Consider the following 16,479-nt stretch of genomic DNA (forward strand, 5'->3'; position numbering starts at 1 on the left):
CGGACCATGTGGCAGATGGCGGCTAACAGAACAGGAACTGTTCCAGTGTTTTCAGAAAATAGTCTTTGAACAGCGCTTTTTTTACTCCTTTCTGAAACAGGATATTGACAGAGCCGATTTCCTTTTTATTCAGTTTGTAGACAACTTTTCCGGCAGTCTGGCCCTTTTTGACGGGAGCATCTGCAGCTTCCGGAAGAACCAGTTCTTTGGTTATGGCAGATAAATCCGAGCCGGTTACATCCAGCCAGGAAAAGCCGGATTCATAGACCAGAGGAACCTGGTCTTCCACGCCGCCCTGAACGGCCAGGCCGGGCAGTTTATCCTGATTTTCGTCTCTGTATACCTGACATTTCCCAAATCCGTAATTCAACAGGGTGGTGGCGTCCTGAAAACGGACTTTGTGGTCCGGAGCCGCCATAATGACTGCGATCAGCTTCATGCCGTCTTTTTCCGCGGTGGCGGAAACGCAGTATTTTGCCTGGGAAGTGGAACCGGTTTTTAATCCGGTGGCATAGGGATACTGGCGAATGAGTTTGTTGGTATTGGTAAGGCCGAATTCTGAGGAACCTCTCCGGGTGACGTGGGTGATGTTTTCCATCCAGATGGTACAGTAATTATGTATTTGCGGGTAGCGGGTAATCAGTTCCCGCGACATCAGCGCCACATCGTAGGCGGTGGTCATGTGCCCTTCCACATCCAGGCCGCAGCAGTTTACGAAGGTGGTATTTTTCATGCCCAGGTCTTTTGCACGCTGGTTCATTCTGGAGACAAATTCCTGTTCACTTCCCCAGATATGCTCTGCCATGGCCACACAGGCGTCATTGGCGCTGGCCACCGAAATACATTTTAACATGGTTTCCACGGTCTGGGTTTCTCCAGGTTCCAGAAAAACCTGTGAACCGCCCATGCTGGCTGCATATTCGGATACGGTTACGGTATCTTCCAGTGATATTTTTCCTTCCTCCAGAGCGTCAAAAATCAGAATCATGGTCATGATTTTTGTAATACTGGCCGGATGAAGAGAAGTATGAGCCTCTTTTTCATAAATGACCTGGCCGGTGGAGGCTTCCATCAGTACCAGGGAAGGAGCAGAAACGGTGACTTCCTCTGCAGGCGGCTGTTCCGGGGTTACTTCTGAAGTGGGAAGCAGGGAGGATATCAGCAAACACGCAGACAGGAAAAAAGACAATATACAATGCATATCAGAACCTCCAAATGTTATATAATAGTTTAAGCGGAAGGCCTGTATGTTATTCCAGGAAAGGTGAAATAAATGAAGGTTTTATTTTTGGCAGCCGCGGCTGTTTTGTGTTGTATTCTGTGGCAGAGATGGGAACTCACCAGATTTCGGGTGACGGAATATCAGATTTCCTCATCCAAAATCAGGGAGCAGGCGCTGGGACTTGTAATTGCGGATCTGCATGGATTTACCTATGGAAAAGAAAATAAGAGACTGCTTGAAAAAATGAGAAGATTAAATCCTGATATAATTTTTATTCCGGGAGATATGCTGGTATCGAAGTACAGTGAGACCTATGAAACCGCACTGAAAACCCTGAAGGAGTTTGTAAAGATAGCTCCCGTATATTACAGTTACGGAAACCATGAGAGCCGTCTGCGGGACCCGGAAAGAATCAATCATCCCCTGTTTCAGAAATATATGTCTCAGGTGAAGGAAGCGGGGGTTACTGTAATGGAAACCGGGAGCCGGGAAATTTTCATGGGTGGGAACAGAGTACAGCTGTCCGCCCTGGAACTGGAACTGGATTATTATGAGAAGGGGCGGATTGTCCCGCTGGAAGAGAATTATCTGAAAGAACGTCTGCCAGACCGGAGGGAAGACTTGTTCCGGATTCTGCTTGCCCATAATCCGGCTTATGCAGAGGAATATATCCGATGGGGGGCAGATGTGACCTTTTGCGGCCATAACCACGGGGGGCTGGTTCGGATTCCGGGGATTGGGAGCGTGATTTCTCCCCAGCTCACCTGGTTTCCGAAGTATGATGCGGGACGTTTTCAGGTGGGGGACAGGAGTGTGATTGTAAGCCGGGGGCTGGGGACACATACTTTTCACATCCGGATTTTCAACCGGGCGGAACTGCTGGCGGTAAAATTTTTGCCGGAAAACGGGAAGAGATGACAAAAATTCCCTTGAAAAAAGCAGCAGATACAGGTAGAATATGTGATAGCGCTGTTTTGAGAAAGGGATTGTATGGATTTGACGGTAAAGCTGCAGGTGTTTGAAGGTCCTCTGGATCTGCTTTTACATCTGCTGGAAAAAAACAAAGTAAATATTTATGATATTCCCATTGTGGAAATTACCAGCCAGTATATGGAATATATCAGTGAAATGCAGCGGCAGGATCTGAATGTTGTCAGTGAATTTCTGGTGATGGCTGCCACGCTTCTTGATATTAAATCCCGAATGCTGCTTCCCAGGGAGGAAACAGAGGAAGAAGAGGAGGACCCAAGGGCGGAGCTGGTGCAGAAGCTGCTGGAATATAAAATGTACAGGTGTATGGCTTACGAATTAAAGGACAGGCAGATCGACGCGGAAAAAGTGCTGTTTAAGATGCCTACCATTCCGGAGGAAGTCAGACAGTATGAGGAGCCGGTGGACTTACAGGAACTGCTGACGGATGTGACTTTAAAGAGACTCAACGGGATTTTCAGGTCCGTGATGCGCAGGCAGGAGGACAGAGTTGACCCCATCCGTTCCCGATTTGGGAAGATTGAGCGGGAAGAAGTGTCTCTGGAGGAACGTATGGGGTATCTGGAACAGTATATACTGCATCACAGGCGGTTCAGCTTTCGGGGACTGCTGGAAACCCAGAGCAGTAAAATGGAAATTATCGTCACATTTTTGTCTGTTCTGGAGTTGATGAAAACAGGAAAGATACATATTTCTCAGGAACATATTTTTGATGATATTATTATTTATGCAAACAGCGAGGAGAGCCAGGTGCCGGCATAAGGAGTCAGGTCAGTATGAATTTGGAGAAACAGGAAGCAATTATTGAGGGGATTTTATTCGCCATGGGTGAATCAGTGGAACTGTCCAGACTGGCGGAGGTTCTGGAGGTCAGCCAGGAAGAAATCCAGGATATTTTACATGGAATGATGAAGCGGTATGAAATGGAAAACCGCGGAATTGAGATTATGGAAATTGAAAATGCTGTCCAGATGTGTACCAAAAAAGAGATGTACGAATATCTGATAAAAATTGCCGGACAGCCCAGACGCCATGTGCTGACGGATGTGCTTTTGGAAACGCTTTCCATTATTGCCTACAAGCAGCCCATTACCAGGCTGGAAATAGAAAAGATACGCGGAGTGAGCTGTGCCCATGCAGTCAATAAACTGGTGGAATATAATCTGGTCTGCGAACTGGGCAGGCTGGATGCGCCGGGAAGGCCTCTGCTGTTTGGCACCACAGAGGAATTTTTAAGGAGCTTCGGAGTTCAGTCTATTGAAGAACTTCCGGTGTTGGACCAGGATCAGCTGGAGGAGTTTAAACAGCAGGCGGAAGAAGAAATGAATCTGAAGCTGAATGTTTAAAAGATTCAGGAAGGAACGGTTAATCTGCCGTAAAATATTTTTTTGTGCCGGATATATTCCAACATCCGGTAAAGGGTGCGGTCTTCTCTGGCGACTGAGAGAAGACCGCATTTTTTTCTTCTATAGGAAATTCCTCTGGATTTCCTATAGAAGAAAAAAACAATGCTGCGCAGCAAAATTTAATATCCGAGAGGCTCTCCGATTAAAATAATCTTAATCCGTTTTTCCGGAGCACTTTTTCTGGTAATGACGGTATGGGAGCAGATACAGTCCGGACTTAAACAGTCGGAACAGAGTCCGGTAGCGGCGCAGGGAGTGTTCCGGCTCAGCCGGTTGGCATTGAGGGGAGAAGCCACGTTTTTCACACGGGAAACTGCCTCTTCCAGGGAGGGGCTTACTTTATTCATGCCAGCAAGAATAATCACATGTTCCGGTCCGTAAATCAGGGCGCCCACCCGGTTTCCGGTGCCGTCGATATTTACCAGTTCTCCCTCCACCGTGATGGCATTGCTGCTCATAAAATAATAGTCGGCATTCAGGGATTTGTGGTAAATTTCCTTTACTTCTTCCGGGGATCCGGCTTTGCTTCGATCCAGCAGTGTAATATCGCTGCGCTGTTTTAAAATATCAGCCATGCCGGATTCTGCCAGAGTCATGGAGCCTCCAAAGGAAACTGTGCTGTCAGAGGGCACCAGCTCAGAAGCCAGCTTTACTGCCTCCTGGGCAGTTTTGCAGTAGTGGCACTCAAAATGACGTTTTTCCAGATTTTTCATGGTGGTTTTTGCAAGATTTTCGTAATAGGTTTCAGAAGGGGTCATGAGTTTCTCCTTTCGATGATAAATTTGTTATATTTTACACAGGCGCTGTTATGTAAAGACAGATTCTGTTCTTCTTCATTATAAAATATCGGATTCCGGTCGTCAATTTTATTGTGGAAATTATCTTGAGAATACGGAGACAAAAGAATATAATAAGGAAAAAATGGAAGGTATCAGGGCTGGCAGTACGTCTGGCCTGAGCTGGAAACAGGAGGCAGGTATGGATAAGGCAGAAAATTATTTTTTCTTTTGACGGGAAACAGAAGCGGGAACATGGGTGCTGTAAAAGGAAGGCTCTCTGAAAAGATTTGAAAAAAATACCAGTTGTGTTATAATATGCCCTGTAGGCGGAAAACTGCATGGTATAACAGGTGTTTTGTGACTGTGCAGAAAGAGCCGCAGTGAAATTTTTATGAGAAAGGGGATTTTAATGGAACGAAAATTAAAAAAGCTGGCATCTTATTACAGGCCCTACCTGTCTCTGTTTCTTGCAGATATGTTTTTTGCAATTCTGGGTGCAGGGGTGACATTAGTAATTCCTTTGATTGTACGTTATATTACAAATCATGTGATTACCATGGAAGCAGGGGCGGCGCTGCATAAAATTGCAGGTATGGCAGTTCTGATGCTGGCGCTTGTGGCAGTGGAATGTTTCTGTAATTATTTTATATCCAATTACGGACATGTAATGGGAGCAAAGATTGAGTATGACATGCGGGCGGAGATTTTCGGACACTATCAGAAGCTGTCATTCTCTTTTTTCAACAATCAGAAAGTCGGACAGCTTATGTCCAGAATTACCAGTGATCTGTTTGATATCAGCGAACTTTTGCATCATGGGCCGGAGGATCTGGTGATTTCTGTCATTAAGATTGCGGGCTCCTTTATTATTTTACTGAATATTGATGTAAAGCTCACTGTGATAGCCTTTGCCTTTGTGCCGGTGATGCTGGTATATGCCATGTATTTTAATACCAGGATGAAACGGGCCTTTAAACGCAATCGGGTAAAAATTGCAGAGATCAACAGTCAGATTGAGGACAATCTCTCAGGTATCCGGGTGGTAAAATCTTTTGCAAACGAGGACGTGGAACTGGACAAATTCGAAGAGGGAAATCAGGGATTTCTGGCTGCCAAAAAGAACAGTTATCATTATATGGCCGGTTATCATTCCGGTCTTGGGGCTCTGACCACGCTGATAACCATTGTGGTGCTGGTGGCGGGGGCAGTGCTGATTACGAAAGGGCAGGTCAGCGTGACGGATCTGATTACGTTTCTTCTGTATATTAATACCTTTACCGAGCCGGTGAAAAAGCTGATTAACTTTACCGAGCAGTTCCAGAACGGTTATACCGGGTATGAGCGTTTTATGGAAATGATGGCTGTTGCACCCGATATTGCGGACAGGCCGGATGCTGTAGAACTGAAAAATGTCAGAGGAGATATTTCTTTTGACAATGTATCTTTCCATTATGAAGAAAATACGGAAACGGTGCTGAATCACATTAACCTGGACGTGGAGGCAGGAGCCTATATGGCTCTGGTGGGTTCTTCCGGTGCGGGAAAAAGTACCCTGTGCAGCCTGATTCCGCGGTTTTATGATGTAACGGGAGGCGCGGTGAAAATTGACGGGCAGGACATCCGGGATGTGACGTTAAAGAGCCTGCGCAGTCAGATCGGCATTGTGCAGCAGGATGTGTACCTGTTTGTGGGAACAGTAATGGACAATATCCGTTACGGCAGGCCCGGCGCCACCAGAGAAGAGGTGGTGGAAGCAGCCAAAAGCGCCAATGCCCATGAATTTATTATGGCTCTGCCGGACGGATATGATACGGATATCGGACAGCGGGGCGTGAAACTTTCCGGTGGACAGAAGCAGAGATTGTCCATTGCAAGGGTATTTTTGAAAAATCCGCCCATACTGATATTTGACGAGGCAACATCGGCGCTGGATAACGAAAGTGAAAAAGTGGTGCAGGAATCTCTGGAAAAACTGGCGAAAAACCGCACTACCTTTGTGATTGCCCACCGTCTGTCCACCATACGGAATGCTCAGAAAATACTGGTGCTGACGGACAGCGGAATTGAGGAAGAAGGAAGTCACAGGGAATTACTGGAAAAAGACGGCATTTATGCAAAACTCTACAGTATGCAGTTTGCCGGATAAGAGAGAAGAAGGCGGCATACAGCCGCCGGACAGGAGATTTATGGATATCGAATTTAAGAAAATCGGACTGGAAGACCGGGAATTAATTGAAAGCTACCTGAATCGGAAAACGTATCGGAGCTGTGAACTGATTTTTCCGAATATTTACCTCTGGAGCCGGAAATATCCCACAGATTTTGCGGTAGTGGAAGATACGCTGGTATTCCGGGGGACTATGGATGATGGAGAACCCAGCATTACATTTCCGGCGGGAGAGCCGGAACAGATTCATAAGGCAATGGATGTGATGATGAACTGGTTTTTGAAGCAGCAGAAAGAATTCCATATGCATCTGGTACAGGAACAGGAATTTGAATTGCTGGAACAGTGGTATCCGGGAAAATTTCAGATTGAATATGACAGGGATTCCGCCGATTATGTGTATGAAACGGAGAAACTTACCACCCTGGCAGGCAAAAAGCTGCATGGAAAGCGAAACCATATCAACAAGTTTAAGGAAAACTATCCGGACTGGGTGTACGAACCCATAACCGGGGAAAATGTGGAAGAGTGTTTCCAGATGGCCCTGAAATGGCGTGAGGAAGCAGAATGCGATCAGGACGAGGAAAAACGGGCGGAAATGTGCGTGACTCTGAATGCGCTGCGCCTGCTGGAGGAGCTTCATCTGAAGGGCGGTCTGCTGCGGACAGAGCAGGAAGGGGAGATTATTGCATTTACCATCGGGGAACCTTTGAATCCCGACACCTTTGTTGTGCACATTGAGAAAGCATTTGCAGAGATTCAGGGGGCATATCCCATGATAAATCAGCAGTTTGTGGCTCATGAAGCTCAGGATTACCAGTATGTGAACCGGGAAGAAGATACAGGGGCAGAAGGGCTGCGGAAAGCGAAGCTGTCCTACCGTCCGGTATTTCTGGTGGAAAAAGGCATGGTAACGTATTGTGAGTAAATGGAGGGAAAATAATGACAAAAATTGATATTATCTCAGGATTTCTGGGGGCAGGAAAGACAACTTTTATCAAAAAAATGCTGGAAGATGTATTTCAGGGAGAAAAAATTGTTCTGATTGAAAATGAATTCGGAGAAATCGGCATTGACGGTGGATTTCTTAAGGATTCCGGTATTGAAATCAGTGAGCTGAATTCCGGCTGTATCTGCTGTTCCCTGGTGGGGGATTTTGGAAAAAATTTGCGGGAGGTTATGGAGCGGTTCCATCCGGACCGGATTCTCATTGAGCCTTCCGGCGTGGGAAAACTTTCCGATGTAATGAAATCTGTGCGGGAAGTGGAAGAAGAAAACGAAGTAAAACTGAACGGGCGCATTACTGTGGTAAATACAGCCAAAGCCACAAAACAGATGAAAGCCTTTGGTGAATTTTTTAACAATCAGATTGAATATGCCACGGTAATTGTGTTAAGCCGTACTCAGAATGTGAAACCGGAGCAGACGGAACTGGTGGTAAAAGCCATACGGGAAAAAAATCCGGATGGGGCTGTGATTACAACGCCCTGGAGTGAAATTGACGGAAAACAGATTTATAAAGTCATTGAACAGCAGAAGTCTCTGGAAGAAGAACTGATGGAAGAACATGAGCATCATCATGAGCATGGAGCGGACTGTACCTGCGGCTGTCATGATCACGAGCATGAACACCATCATGAGCATGAACACCATCATCAGCATGGACATGACCACGAGCACCATCATGAACACGACCACGGGCATGAACACCACCATGAGCATAACCACGAGCATGGAGCGGACCGTACCTGCGGCTGTCATGACCACGAGCATGGGCATCATCATGGACATCACCATGCAGACGAAGTGTTCACAAGCTGGGGCAGAGAGACGCCCCATGTATTTACCAGAGATACCATTGAACATGCCATGAAAGCGTTTTGCGATACAGAAGATTACGGTACCATTCTCAGGGCAAAGGGCATGGTTCCTGCAGAAGATGGAACCTGGATTTATTTTGACATGGTGGACGGTGAATATGAGCTGCGTACCGGAGAACCGGATTACACCGGAAGACTCTGTGTTATAGGAACAGATATGGAAGAAGAGAAGCTGGCGGAACTGTTTGGAATATAGGAAGGGTGTGAAAAGATGGAAATTCCGGTATATTTGTTTTCCGGCTTTATGGACAGCGGAAAAAGTTCTCTGATACGGGAAACGCTGATTGACGGGGACTTCAGTGAAAATGGAAAAACGCTGCTGATTCTCTGCGAAGACGGAGAAGTGGAATTTGAAGAAGAGGAATTACAGAAAGTCAACACCAGGCTGGTAATGATAGAAGAAGAAACGGAATTTACCAAAGAAAAACTGACGGAGCTTGGCACAGCGTACCATCCGGATCAGGTATTCATCGAATACAACGGAACCTGGCAGATGTCCACATTTCTGGAAATGGACCTTCCCAAAAACTGGGTGCTGGTACAGTCCCTGGCTACAGTGGACGCTTCCACTTTTGAAATGTATCTGGCCAATATGCGGGCCATGATTATGGAGCAGCTTTTTGCAGCAGACGTGGTGATTATCAACCGCTGTACAGAGGATACTCCAAAAGGAAAATTCCGCCGGGCCATTAAGGTGCTGAACCGGAAAGCTCAGATTGCCTATGAGCGGGAGGACGGAACCATAGATGAAAATGATATGGAAGAGCTGCCCTACGACCTGAATCAGGAAGTGATTGAGATTACTGACATGGATTACGGTATCTGGTATATGGACGCACTGGACAATCCGAAGAAATATGAAGGAAAAAAGGTACGGTTTCTGGCGCTGGTGTATCGTCCGGAGAAACTGAAAAAGGGCGTGTTTATTCCGGGCAGGTTTGCCATGACCTGCTGCGCGGATGATATTACCTTTGTGGGATTCAAATGCAAATATGACAAAGCCTCAGAGATTTCCCACAAATCATGGATTACCATTACCGCGGAAATGAAGAATGAATTTGCACTGGAATACAGGGGAAAGGGCCCTGTTCTGTATGCACTGGAGATACAGCCGGCAGAAAAGCCGGAAGATGAGCTGATTTATTTCAGCTGATAAAGTGATTGGGAATCAGGAGAAGAAAAATGAATTTTGAAGAGAGCAGATATGGACAGAGAGCAGAAGATAATTTCAAAAAAGGATATAACTGCAGTCAGGCAGTTTTTCTGGCCTTCTCAGATTTGCACGGTATGGATGAGAAGACCGCAGCCAGACTCAGTTCTTCTTTTGGCGGCGGGATGGGCAGGCTGAGAGAGGTCTGCGGCTCCGTCAGCGGCATGTTTCTGGTGGCCGGAGTTTTGTACGGGTACGATACGCCCGGAGATGCTCGGGGGAAAAAAGAACATTATGAGAGGATTCAGCAGCTTGCTGCAGCATTCGAGAAAGAAAATGGTTCCATTGTCTGCCGGGACCTGCTGGGGCTGAACCGTAAAAAAGATGTACCGGCGCCGGCTGAAAGAACGGAAGAATACTATAAAAAACGCCCCTGCGGGAAATTAGTGCGTATGGCGGCAGCCATTATGGAGCAATATATAGAGGAACATCCGCTGGAAGGATATTCTGAATAATTTCAGCTGACCACAGTTCAGCCATACAGGCCTCAGACCTGCCTGCGTGGCAGTCAGTCGCAGCTTTGCTGCTTCTGTCTGAGGCTGTATGTGCGTCCCGCCCATAGGAAAGCAGAAAAACAGCTCATTGCAGATAAATCTGCATGTTCTGTTTTTCTATGGCTGAACTGTTATTATTCAGAACCCCTGCCGCAGCCATGTCAGCAGAGCTGCCATACGCCTCAGGAGAGGCTTCTGCCTGCGGCTGTGGGCTAAGCCCCCTCATGGAAATCGAAACTCAGTCTTTGTCAAATAAATTTGAATAGCCTGAGTTTCGATTTCCATGGGGTTCTGAATAATTTCAAAATCTAAACTTTTTATAAAATCTGAAAATGGATATTGACAAAGAAAATAGGGAGTGCTAAATTATGTACATAAGCGATTAGCACTCGATATAAATGAGTGCTAATAACTAAAAGAAAAGTATAGAACAGAGACGCAGTTTAAGGAGGAATTGTAATGAAATTAGTACCGTTAGGCGACAGAGTTGTATTAAAACAGTGCGAAGCAGAGGAAACCACCAAGTCCGGTATTATTCTGGCAGGAAGTGCACAGGAGAAACCTCAGGAAGCAGAAGTTGTGGCAGTAGGCCCTGGCGGAATGGTAGATGGTAAAGAAGTAACCATGCAGGTAAAAGAAGGCGATAAAGTTATCTACTCCAAATATGCAGGAAATGAAGTGAAAATTGAAGGGGAAGAGTTCATTATTGTAAAACAGAATGATATTCTTGCAATTGTAGAAAATTAAAACAGCCAACGGGCCGGAAAGGAAGGCAGAGCCCGCTGCGGGGTAGTTCTGTAAGGCTGGCGAAGCCATGGGCTCAGGCTGGCAGACAGAGCTTCCTTAACAGAACAGGTAAAAATCACATAACATATATAGAAGGAGACGAACTATCATGGCAAAAGAATTAAAATATGGCACAGAAGCCAGAGCAGCATTAGAAGCCGGTGTGGATAAACTGGCAGATACCGTAAGAGTAACCCTGGGACCAAAAGGAAGAAATGTGGTACTGGATAAATCTTTCGGCGCACCTCTGATTACCAATGACGGTGTGACCATTGCAAAAGAAATTGAGCTGGAAGACGCATTTGAGAATATGGGCGCACAGCTTGTAAAAGAAGTGGCGACAAAGACTAACGACGTTGCCGGAGACGGAACCACCACAGCTACTGTTCTGGCACAGGCAATGATTAAAGAAGGTATGAAGAACCTGGAAGCAGGTGCAAATCCAATCGTTCTGCGCCGGGGCATGAAGAAAGCTACCGAGAAAGCCATTGAATCCATTGCAGCCATGAGCCAGAAAGTAAACGGCAAAGACCAGATTGCAAAAGTGGCAGCTATCTCTGCAGGAGATGAAGAAGTAGGAAATCTGGTGGCAGACGCTATGGAAAAAGTGTCTAACGACGGTGTTATCACCATTGAAGAATCCAAAACCATGCAGACAGAGCTGGATCTGGTAGAAGGTATGCAGTTTGACCGTGGATATATTTCCGCATATATGGCAACTGACATGGATAAAATGGAAGCAGTTCTGGATGATCCCTATATCCTGATTACTGATAAGAAAATCAGCAATATTCAGGAAATCCTGCCTTTGCTGGAGCAGGTGGTACAGTCCGGAGCAAGACTGCTGATTATCGCTGAAGATATTGAGGGCGAAGCTCTTACCACATTGATTGTAAATAAACTCCGCGGCACTTTTAACGTAGTGGCTGTAAAAGCACCGGGATATGGCGACAGAAGAAAAGCAATGCTGGAGGATATTGCAATCCTTACAGGCGGCCAGGTGATTTCCGAGGAAGTAGGCCTTGAGTTAAAAGAAACCACCATGGATCAGCTGGGACGTGCAAAATCTGTAAAAGTACAGAAAGAAAACACCATTATTGTAGACGGAGAGGGCAATAAAGATGCTATTTCCGCAAGAATTGCACAGATCAGAACACAGATTGAAGAGACTACCTCTGAATTTGATAAAGAAAAACTGCAGGAAAGACTGGCAAAACTGGCAGGCGGCGTAGCAGTTATCCGGGTAGGAGCAGCAACTGAGACTGAAATGAAAGAAAGCAAACTCCGCATGGAAGACGCTCTGAATTCCACCAGAGCAGCAGTAGAAGAAGGAATTATCGCAGGCGGCGGTTCCGCATACATTCATGCAGCAAAAGAAGTGGCAGCACTGGCAGAGGGCATGGACGGAGATGAGAAAACCGGAGCAAAAGTAATTTTGAAAGCGCTGGAATCCCCGCTGTTCTACATTGCCGCAAATGCAGGACTGGAAGGTGCGGTAATTATTAACAAAGTAAAAGAATCTGAGCCGGGCGTAGGCTTTGACGCAACAAAAGAAGAATATGTAAATATGGTAGAAGCAGGAATTCTGGATCCGGTGAAGGTGACCAGAAGCGCACTGCAGAACGCTACCTCCGTAGCTTCCACTCTGCTGACCACAGAGTCAGTAGTGGCAAACATCAAAGAAGATGTACCGGCAATGCCGGCAGGCGGCGCAGGCGGAATGGGAATGATGTAATTTCCCGGATACCATGAGAGATAAAAAGGACTGTAGAAGTATTGTACTTCCGCAGTTCTTTTTGTCATACAGGAATGTCTGTTTTACTGCGGTCTGATAAGTGCAGTATATTCTTTTTTATTGACAGTCCGGTGATTTTACCATAAAATTAAGGAACAGGAGAATAATTATGGAGGAGAATGGGAAAAAGTGAACAGTCAGCTGATCAGAAAATATGAATCTATGGGATTTGATAAGGGGCAGATGGAAGAAATCCGACAGGGGCTGGAGAAAGGACTGGATGTATCCTGGTATACTTCAGTAAATTATGACTGGTTTCAGATGGAAGAAATCAAAAAAGGGCTGGAACGGGGACTGGATGTATCCTCTTATGCCAAACCTGAAATTTCCTATGACCGTATGCGCCAGATTCGCAAGGGGCTGAAAGAAGGACTGGATTTGTCCAGACATCAGGAACTGGAAGCAGGATATCTGCGCCAGATTCGTAAGGCAAAACTGGGGCACGTGGATATTTTTTCTTATATTGAGCAGGGATATGAGCCGGACCAGCTGGAGGAAATCCGTCTGGGGCTGGAACACAAGGCAGATATCAGCAGGCATTTGATTAAAGAATTTCTGGGAGAATCTCTGCGTGAAATCCGTCTGGGTGTGGAAGAAGGACTGGATGTGTCTGTTTATGCCAGGATACATTTTGGCTGGCAGCAGATGCGCGAAATCCGACTGGGACTGGAACGACGTGTGGATGTATCTCATTATGCAAAAGAACTGTACCGCTGGCAGCAGATGCGTGAAATCCGTCTGGGGCTGGAAGAAGGACTGGATGTATCTGCCTATGAGAGCCTGATGTATTCTGCCAGAGAAATGAAACAGATGCGTATGAAAATGCTGGAACAGGTAAAACAGGCCGAACACAGAGATTTCCAGTTGGAAATGTTGGAGGAACAGGCACGCCAGGCGTCAGAATGTGTGGTAACGGTCAGTCAGGATAAAATGGAAGCCTACATTACGCTGGAGAAAGGAACAGTCAAAAGTAAAAATGAAATTATGCGGCTTCTGGCAAAAGAAAATGTGGTATTTGGAATTCGTCAGGATGAAATAGAAAAGAAACTGAAAGAAGCAGAACAGGGTACCGTAAGATTTCTGGCGGCAGAGGGAGTGCGGCCGGAACGGGGACGGGATGGATATTATGAATTCTTTTTCCGGACAGGAATTCCGCAGATTCCGGCAATTCGTCAGGATGGCTCCATCGATTACCAGAATACGGTGTATTTTGAACAGGTGAAAGCCGGACAGGTAATAGCGGTGTATCATGAAGCTCAGCCCGGAATCGGAGGAAGGATGGTAGACGGAACCGAACTTCCTGCCCAGGGCGGTCAGGAAAAGCAAATGCTGAAAGGAAGAGGATTTCTTCTTTCTCAGGATAAAAAGACTTATATTGCAAGGGAATCCGGAAAAATTGAACTGAAAAATAATGAAATTACCATTCAGCCGCTGCTGGTGGTAACAGAAGTGACCATATCCACAGGGAATCTGCGTTTCAATGGGAGTATCTGGGTAAAAGGAAATGTGGGAAGCGGCGTGGTAATCCAGTCAAAGGATGAACTCATTATAGAAGGAAATGTGGAAGCAGCACATCTGCAGGGCGGGAAACGGATTGTAATTAAAAACGGTGTATCCGGCGGCGGTCTGGCTGTGATAGAGTCAGCCGAAGATATCCATGGTAAATTTTTTGAAAGTGCAACACTGACAGCCAACGGGGGAATTTATGCCAATTATGTGATGAGCAGCAACATGATAGCAGGAAAAGAGATTGTGATTTCCGGAAGCAAAGGGGCTATTATCGGCGGTAATGCAGCGGCAGTAAATGGAATAAAAGCCCACCATATCGGAAACCGGGCCGGACTTTTGACGAACATCTCTCTTGGCGTCAGCAAAGCAATGATTGAAAAAGAAGAAGAAGCGGAAATGAAACTGAAAAAGTTTCAGTCTGAGCTGGAAATATTTGAGGAAGCATACAGAAAGCTCCAGAAACAGTATCCGCCGGAAGTACGCAACGAGATGGAACTGTATCTGAAGGTAGAACAGGCCACTTATATCAAACGCAAACAGATGGAACAGCAGGTGGAACGTACAAAAGAACTGGAGGAAAAGCGGAACAAAGCAAATGAAGCAAAGATGATGGTATACGGTATCCTGAACGCCGGAACTGTGGTGCAGATGAACGGAATGCAGTGGACTGCGGCCAGCTCCGTGAGAAATGTCACAGTCCGCCTGTCTAACAAAGAAATCGGTGTATTCCGGAATTAAGGAGGAAACAGTATGAACCGTCATAAAATGTTGATTGTGGATGATGTGGAAAGCAACCGTTTAATTCTGGCAGAAATTTTCCGCAGGGAATATGAGATTCTGGAAGCAGCAGATGTAAAGAACACACTCCGGATACTGGAAAAAAGTTCCGGAGAGATCGCCGCTGTGTTACTGGACTGGCACCTATCCGATGAGGATGGAAGCAGGGTTCTGGAAGAAATGATACGGAAGAGATGGATGAACCATATTCCGGTACTGGTGGTTACTGCCGAACAGTCCACAGAAACAGAGAAAAAATGTATTGGCATGGGAGCCTCTGACATGATACGCAAGCCCTTTGATGCAGATGTGGTCCGAAAACGCGTGGAAAATAATATTTCTCTGTACCAGCATAAGAATCATATGGAAGAAAAAGTACAGGAGCAGAATCATCTTCTGCGCAAACAGTATGCGGTAATGAAACTGCAGACAGAAAAACTGAAAAAATCCAGCCAGAAGATGATAGATATTGTATGTAATATTCTGGAGCACCATTATCCGGAATTTGATGAAAATACACAAATCGTAAGGGAAATCAGCAGAATTATCGGCAGGAAAGTGCAGGCTCATTATCCGGAATATAAACTGACAGACGCAGATGTGGAAGCCATTGCAGAACTGGCGTCCCTGCGGGATATCGGAAAACTTCTGATATCGGACCATGTACTGTTTAAACCGGCAAAACTCACCAGAGAAGAAAAAGAATATATGAAATCCCACACCACCAAAGGGTGTGAAATCATGAAAATGATGAAGGATATTCAGACTTCTGATGATCACAGGAAAAGTATGGAAATCTGTCGGTATCACCATGAGCGTTACGATGGAAAAGGATATCCGGAAGGACTGAAAGGAGATGAAATACCGATTTCCGCCCAGATTGTATCTGTGGTGGATGCCTATCATGCGCTGATCAGTGAACGTATTTACAAACGGGCATATTCCAGGGAAGAAGCATATTACATGGTTCTGGGCGGCGAATGCGGAATTTTTTCACCGAAGATTATGGAATGTTTCCGTATGTCCAGAAAAGAAATTGAAACAATTGATGCAGAAGAAAGGGAGGAAAAGGTATGAATCAGGAGATAAAAGAAGAATTAAGCGCGGCAGGTGTAAATATGAAAGAGGCGCTGGAGCGTCTGATGAACAATGAAATGCTGTTAGAAAGGCTGCTGATTAAGTTTAAGGCAGATAAGAATTTTGAAGGACTGGAAAAAGCGCTGGGAGAACAGAAATATGAAGAGGCCTTTCATTGTGCTCACACCCTGAAAGGAGTAGCAGGTAATCTGGGAATGGAAAAACTGATGGAAGCAGATATTGTTGTGGTGGAAAAACTGCGCAGCCAGAATTACGATGGCATTGAAACAGACATGGAGGCAGTGAGGAACGCCTATACCAGCGTAATGGACGTGATTCAGAAAATAGGCTAAAAGAAATATGTACCATTGTACCAGAAGAAAGATT

Annotated in this window: 15 protein-coding genes; 13 read left to right on the forward strand and 2 right to left on the reverse strand. The window is 45.8% G+C overall.

The window, feature by feature from the left end:
• Positions 1 to 22 precede the first annotated feature (22 nt).
• Positions 23 to 1,201, reverse strand: a complete 1,179-nt coding sequence (locus C805_RS13390; protein ID WP_016214404.1) for a D-alanyl-D-alanine carboxypeptidase family protein — start codon at positions 1,199 to 1,201, stop codon at positions 23 to 25.
• 72 nt (positions 1,202 to 1,273) lie between these two features.
• On the opposite strand from C805_RS13390, the gene C805_RS13395 reads away from it, so the two are divergent.
• From C805_RS13395 to scpB, 3 genes are all read left to right on the forward strand, one after another.
• On the forward strand, positions 1,274 to 2,140 hold the full coding sequence (locus C805_RS13395) for a metallophosphoesterase (protein ID WP_016214405.1): 867 nt from the start codon (positions 1,274 to 1,276) through the stop codon (positions 2,138 to 2,140).
• Between the two features lie 72 nt (positions 2,141 to 2,212).
• Positions 2,213 to 2,974 carry a segregation and condensation protein A gene (locus tag C805_RS13400; RefSeq protein WP_016214406.1) on the forward strand — a complete coding sequence of 254 codons (762 nt, stop codon included), beginning with the start codon at positions 2,213 to 2,215 and terminating at the stop codon, positions 2,972 to 2,974.
• A 14-nt stretch (positions 2,975 to 2,988) separates the two neighbouring features.
• Positions 2,989 to 3,558, forward strand: a complete 570-nt coding sequence (gene scpB / locus C805_RS13405) for an SMC-Scp complex subunit ScpB (RefSeq protein ID WP_016214407.1) — start codon at positions 2,989 to 2,991, stop codon at positions 3,556 to 3,558.
• Positions 3,559 to 3,737: 179 nt separating this feature from the next.
• On the opposite strand, the gene C805_RS13410 is transcribed toward scpB, so the two are convergent.
• Positions 3,738 to 4,376: a lactate utilization protein gene (locus C805_RS13410; RefSeq protein ID WP_016214408.1), complete on the reverse strand. Its 639-nt coding sequence runs from the start codon at positions 4,374 to 4,376 to the stop codon at positions 3,738 to 3,740.
• A gap of 430 nt (positions 4,377 to 4,806) precedes the next feature.
• On the opposite strand from C805_RS13410, the gene C805_RS13415 reads away from it, so the two are divergent.
• From C805_RS13415 to C805_RS25195, 10 genes are all read left to right on the forward strand, one after another.
• A complete protein-coding gene (locus tag C805_RS13415) occupies positions 4,807 to 6,543 on the forward strand; it encodes an ABC transporter ATP-binding protein (RefSeq protein WP_016214409.1) in 1,737 nt (578 codons plus the stop codon).
• Positions 6,544 to 6,583: 40 nt separating this feature from the next.
• Positions 6,584 to 7,492 carry a DUF2156 domain-containing protein gene (locus C805_RS13420; RefSeq protein WP_016214410.1) on the forward strand — a complete coding sequence of 303 codons (909 nt, stop codon included), beginning with the start codon at positions 6,584 to 6,586 and terminating at the stop codon, positions 7,490 to 7,492.
• 14 nt (positions 7,493 to 7,506) lie between these two features.
• Positions 7,507 to 8,640 (forward strand): CobW family GTP-binding protein, encoded by a 1,134-nt coding sequence (locus tag C805_RS13425; RefSeq protein ID WP_016214411.1) that lies wholly within the window; start codon positions 7,507 to 7,509, stop codon positions 8,638 to 8,640.
• Between the two features lie 15 nt (positions 8,641 to 8,655).
• Complete coding sequence (locus C805_RS13430; protein WP_016214412.1) at positions 8,656 to 9,597, forward strand: TIGR03943 family putative permease subunit; 942 nt, start codon at positions 8,656 to 8,658, stop codon at positions 9,595 to 9,597.
• 29 nt (positions 9,598 to 9,626) lie between these two features.
• Positions 9,627 to 10,109, forward strand: a complete 483-nt coding sequence (locus C805_RS13435) for a C-GCAxxG-C-C family protein (RefSeq protein ID WP_016214413.1) — start codon at positions 9,627 to 9,629, stop codon at positions 10,107 to 10,109.
• Positions 10,110 to 10,607: 498 nt separating this feature from the next.
• Positions 10,608 to 10,895 (forward strand): co-chaperone GroES, encoded by a 288-nt coding sequence (gene groES / locus C805_RS13440; protein WP_016214414.1) that lies wholly within the window; start codon positions 10,608 to 10,610, stop codon positions 10,893 to 10,895.
• 148 nt (positions 10,896 to 11,043) lie between these two features.
• Positions 11,044 to 12,669: a chaperonin GroEL gene (groL, locus tag C805_RS13445; RefSeq protein WP_016214415.1), complete on the forward strand. Its 1,626-nt coding sequence runs from the start codon at positions 11,044 to 11,046 to the stop codon at positions 12,667 to 12,669.
• 189 nt (positions 12,670 to 12,858) lie between these two features.
• Positions 12,859 to 14,976 carry a DUF342 domain-containing protein gene (locus tag C805_RS13450; RefSeq protein ID WP_016214416.1) on the forward strand — a complete coding sequence of 706 codons (2,118 nt, stop codon included), beginning with the start codon at positions 12,859 to 12,861 and terminating at the stop codon, positions 14,974 to 14,976.
• A gap of 12 nt (positions 14,977 to 14,988) precedes the next feature.
• Entirely contained in the window at positions 14,989 to 16,092 is a 1,104-nt protein-coding gene (locus tag C805_RS13455) for an HD domain-containing phosphohydrolase (protein WP_016214417.1), read from the forward strand.
• Positions 16,089 to 16,445: an Hpt domain-containing protein gene (locus C805_RS25195; protein WP_016214418.1), complete on the forward strand. Its 357-nt coding sequence runs from the start codon at positions 16,089 to 16,091 to the stop codon at positions 16,443 to 16,445. Before C805_RS13455 ends, C805_RS25195 begins: the two co-directional genes overlap by 4 nt.
• Positions 16,446 to 16,479 lie beyond the last annotated feature (34 nt).

This window comes from Eubacterium sp. 14-2 (assembly GCF_000403845.2).
Taxonomy (GTDB): domain Bacteria; phylum Bacillota; class Clostridia; order Lachnospirales; family Lachnospiraceae; genus Petralouisia.